Origin of the sequence: Prochlorococcus marinus CUG1435, from assembly GCA_017644375.1 — a bacterium.
Classification (GTDB): domain Bacteria; phylum Cyanobacteriota; class Cyanobacteriia; order PCC-6307; family Cyanobiaceae; genus Prochlorococcus_A; species Prochlorococcus_A marinus_AH.
On sequence record JAEPLP010000001.1, the window covers coordinates 1,328,836 to 1,344,972 of the forward strand.

At 31.2% G+C, this 16,137-nt stretch carries 13 protein-coding genes; 11 read left to right on the forward strand and 2 right to left on the reverse strand.

Annotated elements, in window-relative coordinates; all coding sequences use genetic code 11:
* Window positions 1-39: 39 nt before the first annotated feature.
* The 6 genes from JJ844_07590 (at window position 40) to JJ844_07615 (ending at window position 6,789) form a co-directional block, all read left to right on the forward strand.
* Entirely contained in the window at window positions 40-951 is a 912-nt protein-coding gene (locus JJ844_07590) for a glycosyltransferase (protein MBO6975537.1), read from the forward strand.
* Between the two features lie 129 nt (window positions 952-1,080).
* Entirely contained in the window at window positions 1,081-1,785 is a 705-nt protein-coding gene (gene rpsB / locus JJ844_07595; GenBank protein ID MBO6975538.1) for a 30S ribosomal protein S2, read from the forward strand.
* 44 nt (window positions 1,786-1,829) lie between these two features.
* Window positions 1,830-2,486 (forward strand): translation elongation factor Ts, encoded by a 657-nt coding sequence (tsf, locus tag JJ844_07600; GenBank protein MBO6975539.1) that lies wholly within the window; start codon window positions 1,830-1,832, stop codon window positions 2,484-2,486.
* The gene (locus JJ844_07605; GenBank protein ID MBO6975540.1) at window positions 2,422-3,570 is read left to right on the forward strand and encodes an adenylate cyclase; all 1,149 of its coding nucleotides are present in this window, start codon (window positions 2,422-2,424) and stop codon (window positions 3,568-3,570) included. Before tsf ends, JJ844_07605 begins: the two co-directional genes overlap by 65 nt.
* Window positions 3,571-3,591: 21 nt before the next feature.
* Window positions 3,592-6,048 (forward strand): ATP-dependent DNA helicase RecG, encoded by a 2,457-nt coding sequence (recG, locus tag JJ844_07610; protein MBO6975541.1) that lies wholly within the window; start codon window positions 3,592-3,594, stop codon window positions 6,046-6,048.
* A gap of 57 nt (window positions 6,049-6,105) precedes the next feature.
* Window positions 6,106-6,789 carry a D-Ala-D-Ala dipeptidase gene (locus tag JJ844_07615; protein MBO6975542.1) on the forward strand — a complete coding sequence of 228 codons (684 nt, stop codon included), beginning with the start codon at window positions 6,106-6,108 and terminating at the stop codon, window positions 6,787-6,789.
* A gap of 3 nt (window positions 6,790-6,792) precedes the next feature.
* Here the strand turns inward: JJ844_07615 and JJ844_07620 are convergent, their stop codons facing one another.
* Window positions 6,793-8,580 (reverse strand): NADPH-dependent assimilatory sulfite reductase hemoprotein subunit, encoded by a 1,788-nt coding sequence (locus JJ844_07620; protein MBO6975543.1) that lies wholly within the window; start codon window positions 8,578-8,580, stop codon window positions 6,793-6,795.
* An 87-nt stretch (window positions 8,581-8,667) separates the two neighbouring features.
* Between JJ844_07620 and JJ844_07625 the strand changes: the two genes are divergently transcribed.
* A complete protein-coding gene (locus tag JJ844_07625; protein ID MBO6975544.1) occupies window positions 8,668-10,830 on the forward strand; it encodes a glycine--tRNA ligase subunit beta in 2,163 nt (720 codons plus the stop codon).
* On the opposite strand, the gene chlP is transcribed toward JJ844_07625, so the two are convergent.
* Window positions 10,811-12,151, reverse strand: a complete 1,341-nt coding sequence (chlP, locus tag JJ844_07630; GenBank protein MBO6975545.1) for a geranylgeranyl reductase — start codon at window positions 12,149-12,151, stop codon at window positions 10,811-10,813. The two genes, JJ844_07625 and chlP, sit on opposite strands and share 20 nt — an antisense overlap.
* A gap of 113 nt (window positions 12,152-12,264) precedes the next feature.
* On the opposite strand from chlP, the gene JJ844_07635 reads away from it, so the two are divergent.
* The 4 genes from JJ844_07635 (at window position 12,265) to lptB (ending at window position 16,102) form a co-directional block, all read left to right on the forward strand.
* The gene (locus JJ844_07635; GenBank protein MBO6975546.1) at window positions 12,265-12,978 is read left to right on the forward strand and encodes a D-alanyl-D-alanine carboxypeptidase family protein; all 714 of its coding nucleotides are present in this window, start codon (window positions 12,265-12,267) and stop codon (window positions 12,976-12,978) included.
* 129 nt (window positions 12,979-13,107) lie between these two features.
* Window positions 13,108-14,904: a translational GTPase TypA gene (gene typA, locus JJ844_07640; protein MBO6975547.1), complete on the forward strand. Its 1,797-nt coding sequence runs from the start codon at window positions 13,108-13,110 to the stop codon at window positions 14,902-14,904.
* An 8-nt stretch (window positions 14,905-14,912) separates the two neighbouring features.
* Window positions 14,913-15,281, forward strand: a complete 369-nt coding sequence (locus JJ844_07645; protein MBO6975548.1) for a DUF309 domain-containing protein — start codon at window positions 14,913-14,915, stop codon at window positions 15,279-15,281.
* 92 nt (window positions 15,282-15,373) lie between these two features.
* Window positions 15,374-16,102 carry an LPS export ABC transporter ATP-binding protein gene (gene lptB / locus JJ844_07650; protein ID MBO6975549.1) on the forward strand — a complete coding sequence of 243 codons (729 nt, stop codon included), beginning with the start codon at window positions 15,374-15,376 and terminating at the stop codon, window positions 16,100-16,102.
* Window positions 16,103-16,137: the final 35 nt, after the last annotated feature.

Consider the following 16,137-nt stretch of genomic DNA (forward strand, 5'->3'; position numbering starts at 1 on the left):
TTTGGAGTCCAATATATTATGCATATTTAAGACATGATCATGAATGTAAGTATTGTTATACCGACTTACAATAGATTACCTATATTAAAAAAATGTCTCTTTGCGCTTGAGAATCAAAAATTAAATACAAATATCAGTGCTTATGAAGTAATAGTAGTTGATGATGGATCAACTGATGGTACAACTGCATGGATAAATAAAAACAAAACTAATCTCCCACACGTTATTTTATTTCAGCAAGAACATGGAGGGCCTGCACTTGGAAGAAATTTAGGAGTAATTAAATCAAAATATGAAATTATTATATTTATTGATAGTGATCTTATCGTTTTAGAAAACTTTATAAATTGTCACGTTGAAAAATTGCTTGCCTCTTGGAGAAAAAATGATAAAAAATGTTTTACCTATGGCTCGGTAGTCAATACATCTAATTTTCTAAATCCTCAGAGTGAAAAATATAAATTAATGGATACTTCTTTTGCTTACTTCGCTACTGGGAATGTTGCGATATCAAAAGAATTGATTCTAAGTGTCGGATTATTTGATACCTCTTTTAGTCTTTACGGTTGGGAGGATTTAGAACTTGGAGAAAGATTAAAAAAAATTGGGACAAAATTAATTAAATGTCCAAATGCAGTAGGTTTTCATTGGCATCCGCCATTTAATTGCGAACAAATAGATTCACTAATAGGTCAAGAAAAAGAGAGAGCAAAAATGGCTTTAGTGTTTTATAAGAAACATCCAAATTTAAGGGTCAGATTTATGATTCAATTAACTCCTCTTCATAACTTAATTTGGCAAATTCTTTGCTTGGGGGGATTAATCAGTGTTGATAGAATCCTTCCTTTATTAAGATTCCTAGTAAATATTAGAAGAAATAGACTCGCACTTGAGATATTTAGGATACCTCTAAATATGATTTACATTAAACAGTTAACCAAATCAAGATAAAAAACTTTTAGAAATACACATCACTTGCTAGAATTGTTGAAATTAAATCCACACATCTGACAGTTTCGGGTGAATTATCAATATTAATTCCCCGTCAGATGGAGGCTAACCCGAAACCCCTTTTAAATTATGGCTGTTGTATCACTATCAGAAATGATGGAAGCTGGTGCTCATTTTGGGCATCAAACTAGACGTTGGAATCCCAAGATGTCTAAGTATATATATTGCGCAAGAAATGGAGTTCATATTATTGATCTTGTAAAAACGGCATTGTGTATGAACAATGCATATAAATGGACTAGAAACGCAGCAAAAAGTGGTAAAAGGTTCCTATTTGTCGGCACAAAAAAACAAGCATCAGATGTAGTAGCTCAGGAAGCTACACGCTGTGGAGCTGCATATGTAAATCAAAGATGGCTTGGAGGGATGTTGACTAATTGGACAACAATGAAAGCTAGGATTGAAAGATTAAAGGATCTAGAAAGAATGGAAAGTAGTGGTTCGATAGCAATGAGGCCTAAAAAAGAAGCTGCAGTATTAAGGAGAGAACTTGAAAGATTACAAAAATACTTAGGTGGACTTAAGGGCATGAGAAGATTACCAGATGTAGTTGTTTTGGTTGATCAGAGAAGAGAATCTAATGCAGTACTAGAAGCTAGAAAATTAGATATCTCACTCGTATCAATGTTGGATACAAACTGCGATCCGGATTTGTGTGAAGTTCCAATTCCTTGTAATGATGATGCCGTTAGATCTGTGCAACTTATTTTAGGAAGACTTGCAGATGCCATAAATGAGGGTAGAAAAGGCTCTAATGCAGAAAGAAAAAATTAAATTTCAATTTAAAACTTACTATTCACTATTTTTTATTACTTCAAATGGGAAACATTACAGCAAAACTTGTAAAAGATCTTAGAGACAAGACTGGCGCAGGAATGATGGACTGCAAAAAAGCACTTAACGAAACTGACGGAAATGTAGATAAAGCTTTGGAATGGTTAAGAAAAAAAGGCATAGCTAGTGCTGAAAAGAAATCTGGAAGAGTGGCGGCCGAAGGGTCAATTGGTAGTTATATACATACTGGATCAAGAGTGGGAGTTTTACTAGAGTTAAATTGTGAAACTGATTTCGTTGCAAGAGGTGATATATTCCAATCTCTTGTGAAGGATGTCTCAATGCAAGTAGCAGCCTGCCCAAATGTTGAGTATGTATCAATTGATGAAATACCAGAAGATGTTGTGGAAAAAGAAAAGCAGATTGAAATGGGTAGGGATGATTTATCAGGCAAACCAGAACAAATTAAAGAAAAAATAGTTGAAGGGAGAATAGCAAAAAGACTTAATGAACTAGTTTTGCTTTCACAACCTTATATTAAAGATAGTTCTCTAACAGTTGAGGATCTTGTTAAACAAGCAGCTGCAAAAATTGGGGAAAATATTAAAGTTAGACGCTTTACAAGATATACATTAGGTGAAGGTATTGAAAAAAATCAGATGGACTTCGCTGAAGAGGTTGCATCAATGCAATCAAACTAGTCACTTGAATGATTTGAATAACTTCAATAATTATATAGATAAAATTAATTCTCAATTAGAGAGAGCAGACATACAAAAAAGAATTTTAACTAGAAATATCTATAGGGAATATGAACTTTATCTTAATCTCGTAAGAGATCTACTTTACATCTCTGTAGAAAAAGGTATTAACCAAATATATAGTTATCCAACAATTAATGATAATTTTTTAAATGAAAATGAATTCTGTAGTCTCTTTGAAAAAAAAATAAGTAAATTGATATTTACGAATTTGCCCTTATTAACAATAGAACAATTAAAAATAAATGAAATTGAACAAAATAAAAATAAGAGAATTAATTTAACTATTTTTGATGGTTCCACAAAAACAAAGGATGATCAAAAAGAAAAATTTCAAGATGAAGATGGTTTTCAATTCAAAGAACCAACTCATTTTCACATAAGTAAAGATTTTTCAAACACTTCTGAATATTATCAACCTCATAATTATGAGAAATTCGTATCGCTTGATTTAGATAATAACGATCATGATAATTATTTATCCAACAACAATATTTTTGAAAACTTAGGAGTTGAAAAACAATTTATTTCCTCCCTACTTGAATTAATAGGAGAAGAAAAGGTTGAAAAAACAAGACATTCAGAAAAAGATAATATCAACCAAACGGATAATTCACCAAAAAATCATATTCTTAAAAATTTTGATTTAATAGAAAAATCATTGGAAAATTTACTTTTGAATCTTTCATATAATATTAACCAAGAATTATTTAAGGCAAATCTTATAAAAAAGATGATATCTAAAGATTCCTTTGAGTACTTAGTAGACAAAAAATTAAATATAAAACATCCACATCCTTTTGTTATTAATTTCGAATTAAACTTGAATCGGTCATCATTAAACGACAATAATTTTACAAGTATTATTTTCTTCAATATATCTACTGTTGAGTTAGAGTTTAAAAATCTAAATCTTTCTATTCAAAGGAATAAAATAAATGAGCTAAAAAATCAATTTCAGCGTTTGATTAAAAAAGAGATATATTGGAGGCAAAAAGATATAACTTTGAATAAGATACGTTGAAAAAATAACTCTTTTTCAAATGTGACTATTATTGGGAATAATAATAAATTAATTAAAGATTGGATAAGAACTCTTCAAAAGTCTCTAACTATTGAAACTGAAAATAAATTTATTAACACTCTAGGAAGAGAAAAATATTTTAATGATTATTTGCATCAATCATTGAAAAGACTAGATAATCTAAATCTCACAGACGAATATTTGAGGATATTTTATGAATTTTCTAAGAAATATAATGAATATAATAAATTAGATGAAAATCAAAGAAAAAGGTTAATTATAGATACAAGAAAAAATCTTTATAAACTAGGCAAAACTCTAGAAAATGAAGGTTCTAATGATATTTCTAATAAAGTTTTTCTGAATAATGCTGATTCAAGTTTGTCTTTTGATTCAGATATTTCATTAATAAAAAATGTAGGAAAAGTTTATAAAAATAAGCTTAATGAATTAGGGATATTTCATATAAAAGATCTAATTAATTATTTCCCACGAACATATCTAGACTATACGAATAGAGTCAAGATAATAAATTTAAAACCAGAAAATTTATACACCTGCATCGGAAACGTTAAAAGATTTTATATTCATAAGAGTAAAAAAAATAGCAATTTATCAATAATGAATATTATAGTTTCTGATGATTCGTCTTCAATAAAGGTTACAAAATTTTTTTTAGGAAGAAGATTTAGATCTTACTCCTTCTTCACATCTCAAAAATCTTTGTATATTCCTGGAACCAAATTAGCAATTTCCGGTAAGGTCAAATTGACAGAGTATGGCAAAACTTTTGTAGATCCGCAGATTGAGATTCTTAAGGATAACAATGATAATTTTAATTTCTCAGGAAAAATATTACCTTTATATTCATTAGGTGATGCATTATCAAATATGAGTTTTATAAAACTTATGAAAAAGGTACTAATTTATGCAAAGCAATATCCAGAAATTTTAAATAAAAAACAACTTGATTCATTATCTTTATTATCAAAAGGAGAGTCTTTGATTAATATTCATTTCCCACCAACTCAACAGGCACTTATTGAGTCAAAAAAACGTTTGGTTTTTGATGAGTTATTCCTACTTCAAATAAAGTTCCTACTTAGAAAACGAAAGACTAATAAAAATTTAACTTCCCAACAATTACCTCAAAAGAAATCTTTATTAAAAGAATTTTTAAATACTTTTCCTTTTGCATTAACAAAATCACAAGAAAATGTTTTAAATGAAATTAAGAAAGATTTATCTAATCCCGAACCAATGTCTAGATTGCTTCAGGGAGATGTGGGAAGCGGTAAAACTATAATTGCAATAGCGTCTCTTTTACTAGTCATTGAAAAAAACCTGCAAGGTGCATTTATGGTCCCAACTGAGGTATTGGCAGAACAGCATTATAAAAATTTATTAAAATATTTGAATCCCCTTTTAGTTTCTGTTGAACTACTTACTGGGAACACTCCTCAAAAAAAGAGAAAAGAAATTTTCTCTAATTTGAACAATGGATTAGTTGATATCCTCGTAGGTACTCATGCATTATTTGAGGATAAAGTAATCTTTAATTCATTAGGCATGGTAGTAATTGATGAACAACATAGGTTTGGAGTTACTCAAAGAAATAGATTACTAAATAAAGGAGAAAATACTAACTTGTTATCAATGACAGCAACACCAATTCCAAGAACTCTTGCGCTTTCTATTTATGGTGATTTAGATGTGAGTCAAATTACAGAACTCCCTCCTGGGAGAGTTCCCATAACAACAAAAATAATTTCAGAAGACGATTTAACTAACTTGTTCAAGATTGTTGATGATGAGATTAATAAGGGAAAGCAAGCTTATGTGATTTTGCCACTTATAGAAGATTCAGAAAAAATGAATTTAAGCTCTGCAAAGAAAACATTCAAACATTTATCAGAAGAGGTCTTTTTTAACAAAAAAGTTGGATTATTACATGGCAAATTAAGTTCACAAGAAAAGAATGAAGTAATTAATTCTTTTTTAAAGAATGAAATTAATATATTGGTTTCAACCACAGTAATTGAGGTTGGTATTGATGTGCCTAACGCCACAATTATGATTATTTATAATTCGGACAGATTTGGGTTGTCCCAGCTACATCAATTAAGGGGTAGAGTCGGGAGAGGATCAACAAAATCCTTTTGTTATCTGGTAACCCCCGATAAAAATGGATTAGAAAATAAACGACTTTGTGTTTTGCAAAAATCTAATGATGGCTTTTATATTGCTGAAAAAGACTTGGAGCTTAGAGGACCAGGCCAGATTTTAGGATATAGACAATCCGGATTGCCTGATTTTGTACTGGATAATTTACCTAATAATAAATTTCTTATTGAAAAGGCTCGTGAAGAGGCTATTAAGATTGTTAGTGATGATCCTGATTTAAAAGAAAATATTGTTTTAAGGAATATACTTATTGATAATTCTGATAATAAATTCATTCATGATTTCTTAAATTGAAAACTATCATTGTAATTTTTGATATATATGCCACTATAAATCAAGTGCAAATTTCAATTGAAAATTTGGAATAAAATACCAATTAAAGATAATGGAGATAAATTAATAGCTATACCTAGCTGTCTAAAGTTTTTAGAACCCCACCCTTACTCTCATTTAGGAGCGCCTTACAAAGATAAAACCTCTATTTGGAAATTAAGAGAGGAAGTCGTTAATAGATTATTAAAAGTAAATGATTATTTAATATCAAAGAGTAGTTTTAACCTTTTAATTTATGACAGTTGGCGACCTTTAGAAGTCCAGGAATTTATGTTTAAAAGAGCATTTTTATTAGAGTGTGAAAAATCCAATATTGATATTTCTTTTGAACATATAAAATCTTATCCATCCATTTTAAAAAAAGTTGAAAAATTTTGGGCATATCCTTCTTATGACACTAGGTGTCCTCCCCCTCATTCAACTGGGGGTGCATTGGATGTTTGCTTATCAGAAAAAGACGGAAATCTTGTTGGAATGGGAAGCATGGTTGATCAAATGGATGAAACATCAAATCCTTATTTTTATGCCAACATAAAGAATAAAGACGCAATTACTTGGAATAGTAGAAGAAACTTATTAAGGGAAATTATGACTAAATTCGGATTTGCTCAACATCCTAATGAATGGTGGCATTTTAGTTATGGTGATCAATTATGGGCTTGGAAAAATAAAAAAGCAAATGCCCTTTATGGAAAAATTTAAATTCTATTGGTTTTCATTTAGTAAATTCAATATATAATTTTCATCTTGAGTATTTATGAAATCTCCGAAGTCCAAATCCAAATTACTCTTCCATTTATCAAATAGTGGTTGAAGAGTTTTTTCTAAATCGTTAAGTTCCATTCTTTGTAAAAATGGTTTAGCAAGCCTTTGTAGATTTTTACTTCCCCCCAACCATAATTGGTATTTGTTTTGCCCACTTCCAACAAGTGCTAATTCTGCCATATAAGGCCTGGTACATCCATTCGGACATCCTGTCATTCTGAATAAAATTGTCTTTTGTATTTTTAGATCTAATAGTAAATTTTCAATCCTTTTTAGTACATCAGGTAATATTCTTTCAGCTTCAGTCATTGCAAGACCACAAAGTGGTAAAGCTGGACAAGCTAAAGCGTGTCTTTTTATTTCATTAATATTTTCTAAATTTTCGTATCCAATTTTTGATAGAGATTTTTGAATTTCACCTTTGTTTATATTGGCGATATTACAAAGTAAAATATCTTGATTAGGTGTGAGTCTTAAATCTAAATTATATTTTTTAACAATACTTGTGATAGTACTCTTCTTCTCTCCAGATAATCTCCCTGATAATAATGGTAAACCCACAAAATGGGAGGTTTTATTTTGTTTATGCCAACCTAGGTAATCAATAAGAACTTTATCAGGTTCTTTTCTGATTTTTTTAATTTCTTTTTTGAAATACCTATCAGAAAGTATCTTTTTGAACCATTTAATACCTTTTCTATGAAGAAGATATTTCATTCTCGAATTTTTCCTTGATTTTCTATCACCATAATCTCTTTGAATAGCCACAATGCTTTGTATTAATTCATAAACATCAGGTTCTTCAACATATCCAAGTGGATCAGCAATTCTGGCAAAGGTCTCCTCATTATTATGTGTGCGACCCATACCACCTCCAACATAGAAGTTGCATCCTTCTAAGTTCCCATCTTTAGAAGTAAAGGCAACTATTCCTATGTCATTGGTAAGAAGATCAACAGAATTGTCCCCAGGAACTGTCACGGCACATTTGAATTTTCTTGGTAAATAAGTTGATCCATAAAGAGGCTCATCTTTTATCCCACTAAAAACATTATCTTTAAATTGGAGTTTCCTAATTGCTTCAATATCTTTGTCAGGCTTTATGGTGTACTCTAAATCGCCATCAGCCCAAAGCTCTAAAAAAGTGCCTTGGCCAGCCATTGGTGTAAGAAGATCTGCAACTTTTTTTGCCAATGCTCTTGCAATATTATAGTCTGGCGAATCAAATGGAGCCGCAGGGGCCATAACGTTTCTATTTATGTCACCACATGCAGCTAATGTCGAGCCCATTGAATTAACTATTGTTTGAATTACTTCCTTTAGGTTCTCCTTTCTGATTCCATGCATTTGAAAGGCTTGTCTTGTAGTGGCCCTAAGTGTTCCATTACCTAGTTTGTCAGATAATGCGTCTAATGCTAAAAATAATTTCCCAGGGACTTCACCGCCCGGATTTCTTAACCTAAGCATCATTTGCCAATCTTTACTTTTGCCCGGTCTCCTATTTTCCCTATTATCTTGTTGATAACTACCATGAAATTTTAATAACTGAACTGCATCATTAGTAAAATGATCACTTTCATTGACTAATTCCGTAGCAAGTGGTTCCTTAAGAAATTGACTACTTTTTTTGAAATTTTCAAATTTAGAAACTTCTAGTCCATTTGCTAAACAAACAGTCTCTTCCTTTGCAGAATCTTTTTTCTTTTTTACTTTCTCAACCTTGATCAAAGGACCAAAACATATCTCTTTTTATACATTAGCGAAAAGCTTATTTAACTGGTAGTAAATTATAGTAAGTGAAGTCATATTTTTTTCTTGTCTAAATATTTACTTGAGATAGGAACAGAAGAGTTGCCCGCAAAATTTTCTCATTCTGTTCTAGAGCAATTTAAATCTCTAATAGAATTTGAATTGGATAAAAAGTTAATCAAATTCGAACATTTAGTTGTTACTTCCACACCAAGGAGGATAGTGCTTCTTATTGAAGGTTTAGTTGATTATGCAGAAGATAAGATAATAGAAAGAAAAGGGCCTAAAGCAAATTCAGCTTATTTAAATGGATGTCCTACTAATGCTGCTTTAGGATTTGCTAATAGCTTAGATATAGATGTAGGTGAGCTAGAAATAAAAAATACACAAAAGGGTGATTTTGTATTTGGGAAGAAAATTGAGAAAGGTCTATCAACAAAAATTTCTTTGTCTTCGATTATCCCAAAATTAGTCAAAAGTCTTCAAGGCCCTCGATTTATGAGATGGGGGGCTGGGAATATAAAATTTTCAAGACCTATAAGGTGGATTGCCTCTATTTATAATGATGAAATTCTTGATTTTGAATTTGATGAATGTGATCCAAAGATCAATATAAGTAATAAAACAAAAGGGCATAGGCTAATCAATGATGTTTTAGAAGTTAAGAATCTTGATGACTTTTTTGAATTATTGAAACGAAATAGAGTAATGGCTATTAGAAATGAAAGAAAAGAAAAAATTGAAAGTTTAATAAATCAGGCATCCAAATTTTTAAATCTGAAACCTGACCTTTCAGAAGGATTACTAAATGAACTAACTGATTTAGTTGAATGGCCAGACTTAATTATTGGTAAATTTAGTGAAGAATTTCTTGATCTTCCGGTTGAAGTTCTCTCAACAGTCATGAAAAATCATCAGAGATACGTTCCTCTACTATTGAAAAACGAAAGTTTTACCAAACTAGATTTAAGCTCTGAAAAAAATATTAGTACAACTTTCTGCGTTATTTCAAATGGTCTTGAAGAATCAAATAATAATATTGCCAAAGGTAATGAGAAAGTATTAAGGGCAAGGTTTTCAGATGCAAAATTTTTCGTAGAAAGTGATAAAATAGTGTCTTCAATTGATAGAAATGAAAAGCTTAAATCTGTTTCATATTTGAAAGGACTTGGAAATATATTTCAGAGGGTAGAAAGGATAGAGGAAGTTACAAAAAAAATTCTTAAATTTTTAAATGATAAGTCTTTAGAAGAAAAAAAAATAATAGAAGCGGCTAAATACTGTAAAAACGACTTATGTAGCGAAATTGTTTTCGAATTCCCTGAGCTGCAAGGAATTATGGGTGGTAAATATCTTAAATATGAGGGATTTAGTGAGGATGTTTGCTTGGCTGTCGCGGAACATTATTTACCTTCTTTTTATAAAGATGATTTGCCATCCACAAAATATGGTGCAATAGTTTCCATAGCAGATAAGGTCGAAACTTTAATAAGTATATTTATTTCTGGTAAACGTCCCAGTGGATCATCTGATCCTTATGCTTTAAGAAGAAATTTGAATGGAGTGATTAAAATAATTTGGGATTATGAACTTGATTTACCTTTAGATAAATTATTCAACGAACTTATTGATTTTTGGAAAATCGTATTTCCAAATTTAAACTTCTCAAGAGAAACAGTATTTAATGATTTAAATGAATTTTTAGTTCAGAGAATCGTTAGTCATCTAGAAGAAATATCACTAAGTAAGGAATTAATAAAGGCCGTTTGCTCTTCTGATGAATTATCTCAAAAAAGAGTATTGAATATTGTCGATCTTAAAAATAGGATTAAATCTATTATCAATTTTAACGAAAAGGATAATTTTGTTGAAATCCAGAAGGTAATTACTAGGGTAAGCAAATTAGCAAATAATAGTGATCTTTCAAGAGACGTTCTCTCAACAAGAGATTATGTAAATACAAAACTTTTTGAAAAAGAGTGTGAATTGAAAGTTTTTGAATTTATTGGAGAATTAGAAAAACTTTTTTCAGAAAGTTATTGCAATTATTTGGAACTTTTAAATTTGTTTGAGATTAATGTAAACACTATCGAGGATTTATTTGATAATGAAAAGGGCGTTCTAATAATGTCAGAGGATTTAAAAATAAGAAATAATAGACTCAATTTGTTGAGCTTAATTAGAAATTATTCTCTAAAAATAGCCGACTTTACACTTTTGAACTCTTAACTTTAATTCCTCCCTTTATTGAATAATTTTCTAGCATTTTTTCTACTTCTTTATTTTCCCTAACAGCACTATCAACGGGTTTATATTTTAAAGGTGCTAGGGCTTTCCCTCTTAAAATCGAACCAAGTGTAAGCATTGTAATTTTAAGTTGCTGTAATGGTTTCATGGATACAACTCTTTTGTATAAGTAACTATCAAAAGTAAGTCTTTGAACATCCATATCATCACACATCTCAACAAAGGCTTCTCTAGCAGAATCATTTCTGTAGAAAATATTTTGAAGGATTTCTAGCACCTTATAAGTTGTACCATATTTTTTATCCCATTTTTTAAGATAGTTTTTTAAATCTTGTTCTGATGGAATTACTTGACCATTTTTTGATGCTTCAACAATTTCTTCAGCACACATTCTTCCGCTTTTTGCAGCAAAATAAATACCCTCTCCAGAACTTTTTGTAACATAACCTGCTGCATCACCAACTAATGCCATTCTCCCAACTACCCTTCTTGGCCTTGGATGCTCTGGAATAGGGTGAGCTTCTACCTTTATTACTTCACCATTAACAAGTCTTTTCTTTGCCCTATTTCTTACACCCTCTTGAAGTCCTTTGATTAATGACTGATTCTTTTGCATGGTTCCAGTGCCCACGGCAACATGATCATATTTAGGAAATACCCACCCATAAAAATCAGGAGAAACATCAGTTCCGACATACATTTCAGCAAGATCTTCGTAGTAACTCATTTCTTCTTTAGGCAATTTAATTCTTTCCTGAAATGCTATAGCAACTTTGTAATCACCTGCATCCATTGCTTTTGCGACTCTGCTATTGGCTCCATCAGCTCCGATTAAAAGGTCAACAGTAAGCTCTTTGAGTTCCCCTTTTTTATCTCCATTCGTAAAATCTGAGTAGGAAAGCTTATAGGGCCCTTGATTATTATCCCCTGTATCAATAGAAGTAACTAATCCATTTATTAATGTAGCTCCAAGATCTGATGCTCTGTTGCGCATAAAAGCATCCATAACTTCTCTTCTACACATCCCAATAAATTCATTATCACTTTTCCCATAAACTCTATCTAAACTTATATCTACTTCTCTATTTGATGGAGATATCATTCTCATATGCCTTACTTTTCTATCAATAATTGACTCAGGTAAATCAAATTCTTCTACCATGCAAAGTGGAATTGCTCCTCCACATGGTTTCGCATTATCTAATTTTCTCTCGAAGAGCCAAGTTTTTATTCCCGCTTTAGCTAGTATTTCTGCCGCACATGAACCACTTGGACCTCCACCGATAACAGCTACCCTCAACATATGAAAAAAAATAAATACTGTATATAAAAACTACATCTTTTTTGCTTATAAAAGTGCATTTCTTAAAATAATAGTTAATATCGAAATATCTTTTCCAAATTCAATTCAAAATATTGGAACTAAACAAAGATATTGATCATTTTGATTTACCTGTTGCCAAAAGAAATTACTTAAATAAGTCTAATTCAATACAACTTAAAAAATTATTAATATTTTCTCCATTTCTTTTCCTTCTTTTTTCTTTAACTTCATTGCGATTGCTTAGAAATATGGAACAAGAATCATTTAGAAATCAAAATTATCAGGCTGAGATAAACGACAACTATAGAATTTTGGGCCATTTACCCTATAAAGAAATTCCAAAGAATAAACTAGTTTTAATTGAGCCAAATATTGAAGTTCATATTGATATGCGTGATTCTCTTTTGAAAATGAGAGAAGAAGCAAAAAAGGATGGAATATATTTGATTTTCTTGAGTGGTTATAGATCAATAAATTTGCAAAACGATATTTTTTATTCTTTAAAATCCATCAGGAATCAAGAGGCGTCAGAAAGAGCAAGAGTTTCAGCACCTCCAGGTTATTCTGAGCATAGTACCGGTTTCGCAATTGATATTGGTGATGCAACTCAAAGAGAAACGGACTTTGAGACAGAATTTGAAAATACTAATGCCTTTAGATGGTTAAAAAAGAATGCAGCAAAGTTTCATTTTAAGTTGTCTTTCAACAAAAATAATAAATACATTGATTACGAACCCTGGCATTGGAGATATGAGGGATCGATTGAAGCTTTAAAAGTTTTTGAAACTTCAAATAGAGAACTATGAACTCAATTGATTAATTAAATTATTCAATATGGTTATGTTTTTCAACGTCTTTGAGAGAAAATATTCATAATAAGCATTCTTTGAGTTAGCCTTAATTAAGCAAATCTACTATTTATATAAATTTCATAAATGTCATCTTCAATAAAAGAAATTAGGAATGTTGCAATTATTGCCCACGTTGATCATGGGAAGACAACTCTTGTAGATGCATTGTTATCTCAATCAGGAATATTCAGAGACAATGAAGTTATTCCTACATGTGTAATGGACTCTAATGATCTTGAAAGAGAAAGAGGAATAACAATACTCTCAAAAAATACTGCAGTTAACTTTAAAGACACCAGAATTAATATTATAGATACACCTGGACATGCTGATTTTGGAGGGGAAGTCGAGAGGGTCTTAGGAATGGTTGATGGTTGTTTGCTTATTGTTGATGCAAACGAGGGACCAATGCCCCAAACAAGATTTGTTTTAAAAAAAGCATTAGAAAAAGGACTTAGGCCTATAGTCTTCGTGAATAAAATTGATAGACCAAGAGTAGTTCCAGAAATAGCAGTTGATAAGGTTCTTGATTTGTTTTTAGAATTAGGCGCTGATGATGATCAATGCGATTTCCCTTATCTTTTTGGAAGCGGCCTATCTGGTTTCGCAAAAGAAGAGATGGAATCTAGTAGTGAAAATATGATGCCTCTTTTTGAGGCTATTATCAGACATGTCCCACCTCCAGTCGGTGATTCAAATAAACCCCTTCAGCTACAAATAACTACTTTGGATTATTCTGATTTTCTAGGCAGAATTGTGATTGGGAAAATTCATAATGGAACTATAAAAAATGGTCAACAAGCTAGTTTAATAAAAGAAAATGGAAAAACTATAAAAGGAAAAATCAGTAAATTATTAGGATTTGAAGGGTTACAAAGAATTGATATAAATGAAGCATTCGCTGGTGATATTGTTGCTGTTTCGGGTTTCGATGATGTGAATATTGGTGAGACCATAGCATGTCCCGATTCTCCTCAACCTCTCCCATTAATCAAAGTTGATGAACCCACCTTAAATATGACTTTTGTTGTCAATGATTCCCCGTTTGCGGGTAAAGAAGGGAAATTTGTTACTAGTAGACAATTAAAAAATAGATTGGAGAGGGAACTTTTAACAAATGTTGCCCTTAGGGTTGAAGAAACCGATTCGCCTGACAGGTTTTCTGTTTCAGGAAGAGGTGAATTACATCTAGGTATTTTGATCGAAACCATGAGAAGAGAGGGTTTTGAGTTTCAAATCTCACAACCTCAAGTGATTTTTAGAGAAATTGATAATGTTGAATGTGAGCCTATAGAGACTTTAGTTTTGGATGTGCCTGAAGTGTCGGTTGGTTCATGTATAGAAAAACTTGGATCAAGAAAGGCGGAGATGAAAAATATGCAGACAAGTTCAGATGGGAGAACTCAATTAGAATTTCTTGTGCCATCAAGAGGGCTAATTGGATTTCGTGGTGAATTTGTTCGGATAACTAGAGGTGAAGGTATCATGAGTCACTCTTTTTATGAATATAAACCCAAAACAGGAGATTTTGAAACTAGAAGGAATGGAGTTCTTATAGCTTTTGAGGAAGGTGTAGCCACTTTTTATGCTTTAAAGAATGCTGAAGATAGGGGGGTTTATTTTATTAAACCTGGTGTTAAAGTTTACAAGGGAATGATAATTGGGGAGAATAATAGACCTCAAGATCTTGAGTTAAATATATGTAAAACTAAACAGTTGACTAATATGAGGTCTGCAGGGGCTGAAGAGCTTGATACTTTGCAGTCACCTGTTGATATTACTCTTGAAAGAGCGCTCGAATATATTGGTCCTGATGAAATGCTTGAAGTTACGCCAGATTCAATAAGAATGAGAAAAATAAATAAGAAAAAGTACAAATAATTATTTTGATGAATAAAGAAAGTACAAAAAGTTTTGAAGATGCACTTTTTATTGCTTTAAATCTTTTTAACAATCATCAATGGTATGAGGCCCATGATGCTTTTGAGGAAATTTGGAATACTGTTGATGGTGATGAAAGACAAGTCATTCAGGGAATTTTACAAGTATCAGTCTCGCAGTTTCACTTAAGTAAGGGTAATTTGAATGGTGCTACTATCTTGCTTGGAGAAGGTTTAGGTAGAATAAAAACTAGAACTAAGATTAATTTAGGAATTGATCTTGAATCTTTTTGCCGATGTTTGGAAAATCTATTGAGGAAATTACAATACAAAGAAATTTTAAATGAGAACGACAAACCTTTTTTAAACCCTCTTTGATTAATATGAGTTTACAATTCTTTTTGATTAAATTTTTGCTTTCGATATTATTTTTCTCAAAAAAATAATATCGAAAATCTTTTTAAACGAAGATGAACCTAAAAATTCAAAATGTATCACTCACAATCAAGGGAAGATCGATAGTACATGATGTTTCCATAACTGTAAATCCAGGAGAGGTTGTTGGCTTGATGGGGCCTAATGGTGCTGGGAAAACTACCACTTTTAATATCGCAGTTGGAAATCTAAAACCTGATAAAGGTGAAATTTTAATGAATGGTAAAAATATAACTAATCTTCCACTAGCAATTAGATCAAGACTTGGGTTGGGTTATTTAACTCAGGAGGCAAGTATATTTCGTGATCTCACTGTTAAAGAAAATATAGATTTGGCTTTGAAGAATTCATCTTATAGTCGAGTATTAATTAGAAATAGAAGAGAACAGTTAATTAATGAATTTAATTTGAATAATTTCGTAGATAATTATGGTTATCAACTTTCAGGAGGCGAGAGAAGGAGGTGTGAGATCGCGAGAGCTCTTTCTGTTGGGAGAAAAGGGCCTAAATATTTATTATTAGACGAACCGTTTGCAGGGATTGATCCCTTAGCTGTTAATGATCTAAAGAAACTAATTCTTAAATTAAGTGTTAACGGGGTAGGAATTCTTATTACAGACCATAATGTCAGAGAAACCCTTTTAATTACCAATAAGTCTTATGTCTTAAGTGAAGGAAAAATTTTAGATTATGGATCATCAATTGAATTGGCAGATAGCCCAATAGTCAAGAAATATTATCTAGGCGAGAATTTCAAACTTTGAAATTCCTTTGCAAAATAAATTAAAAATTATTTATT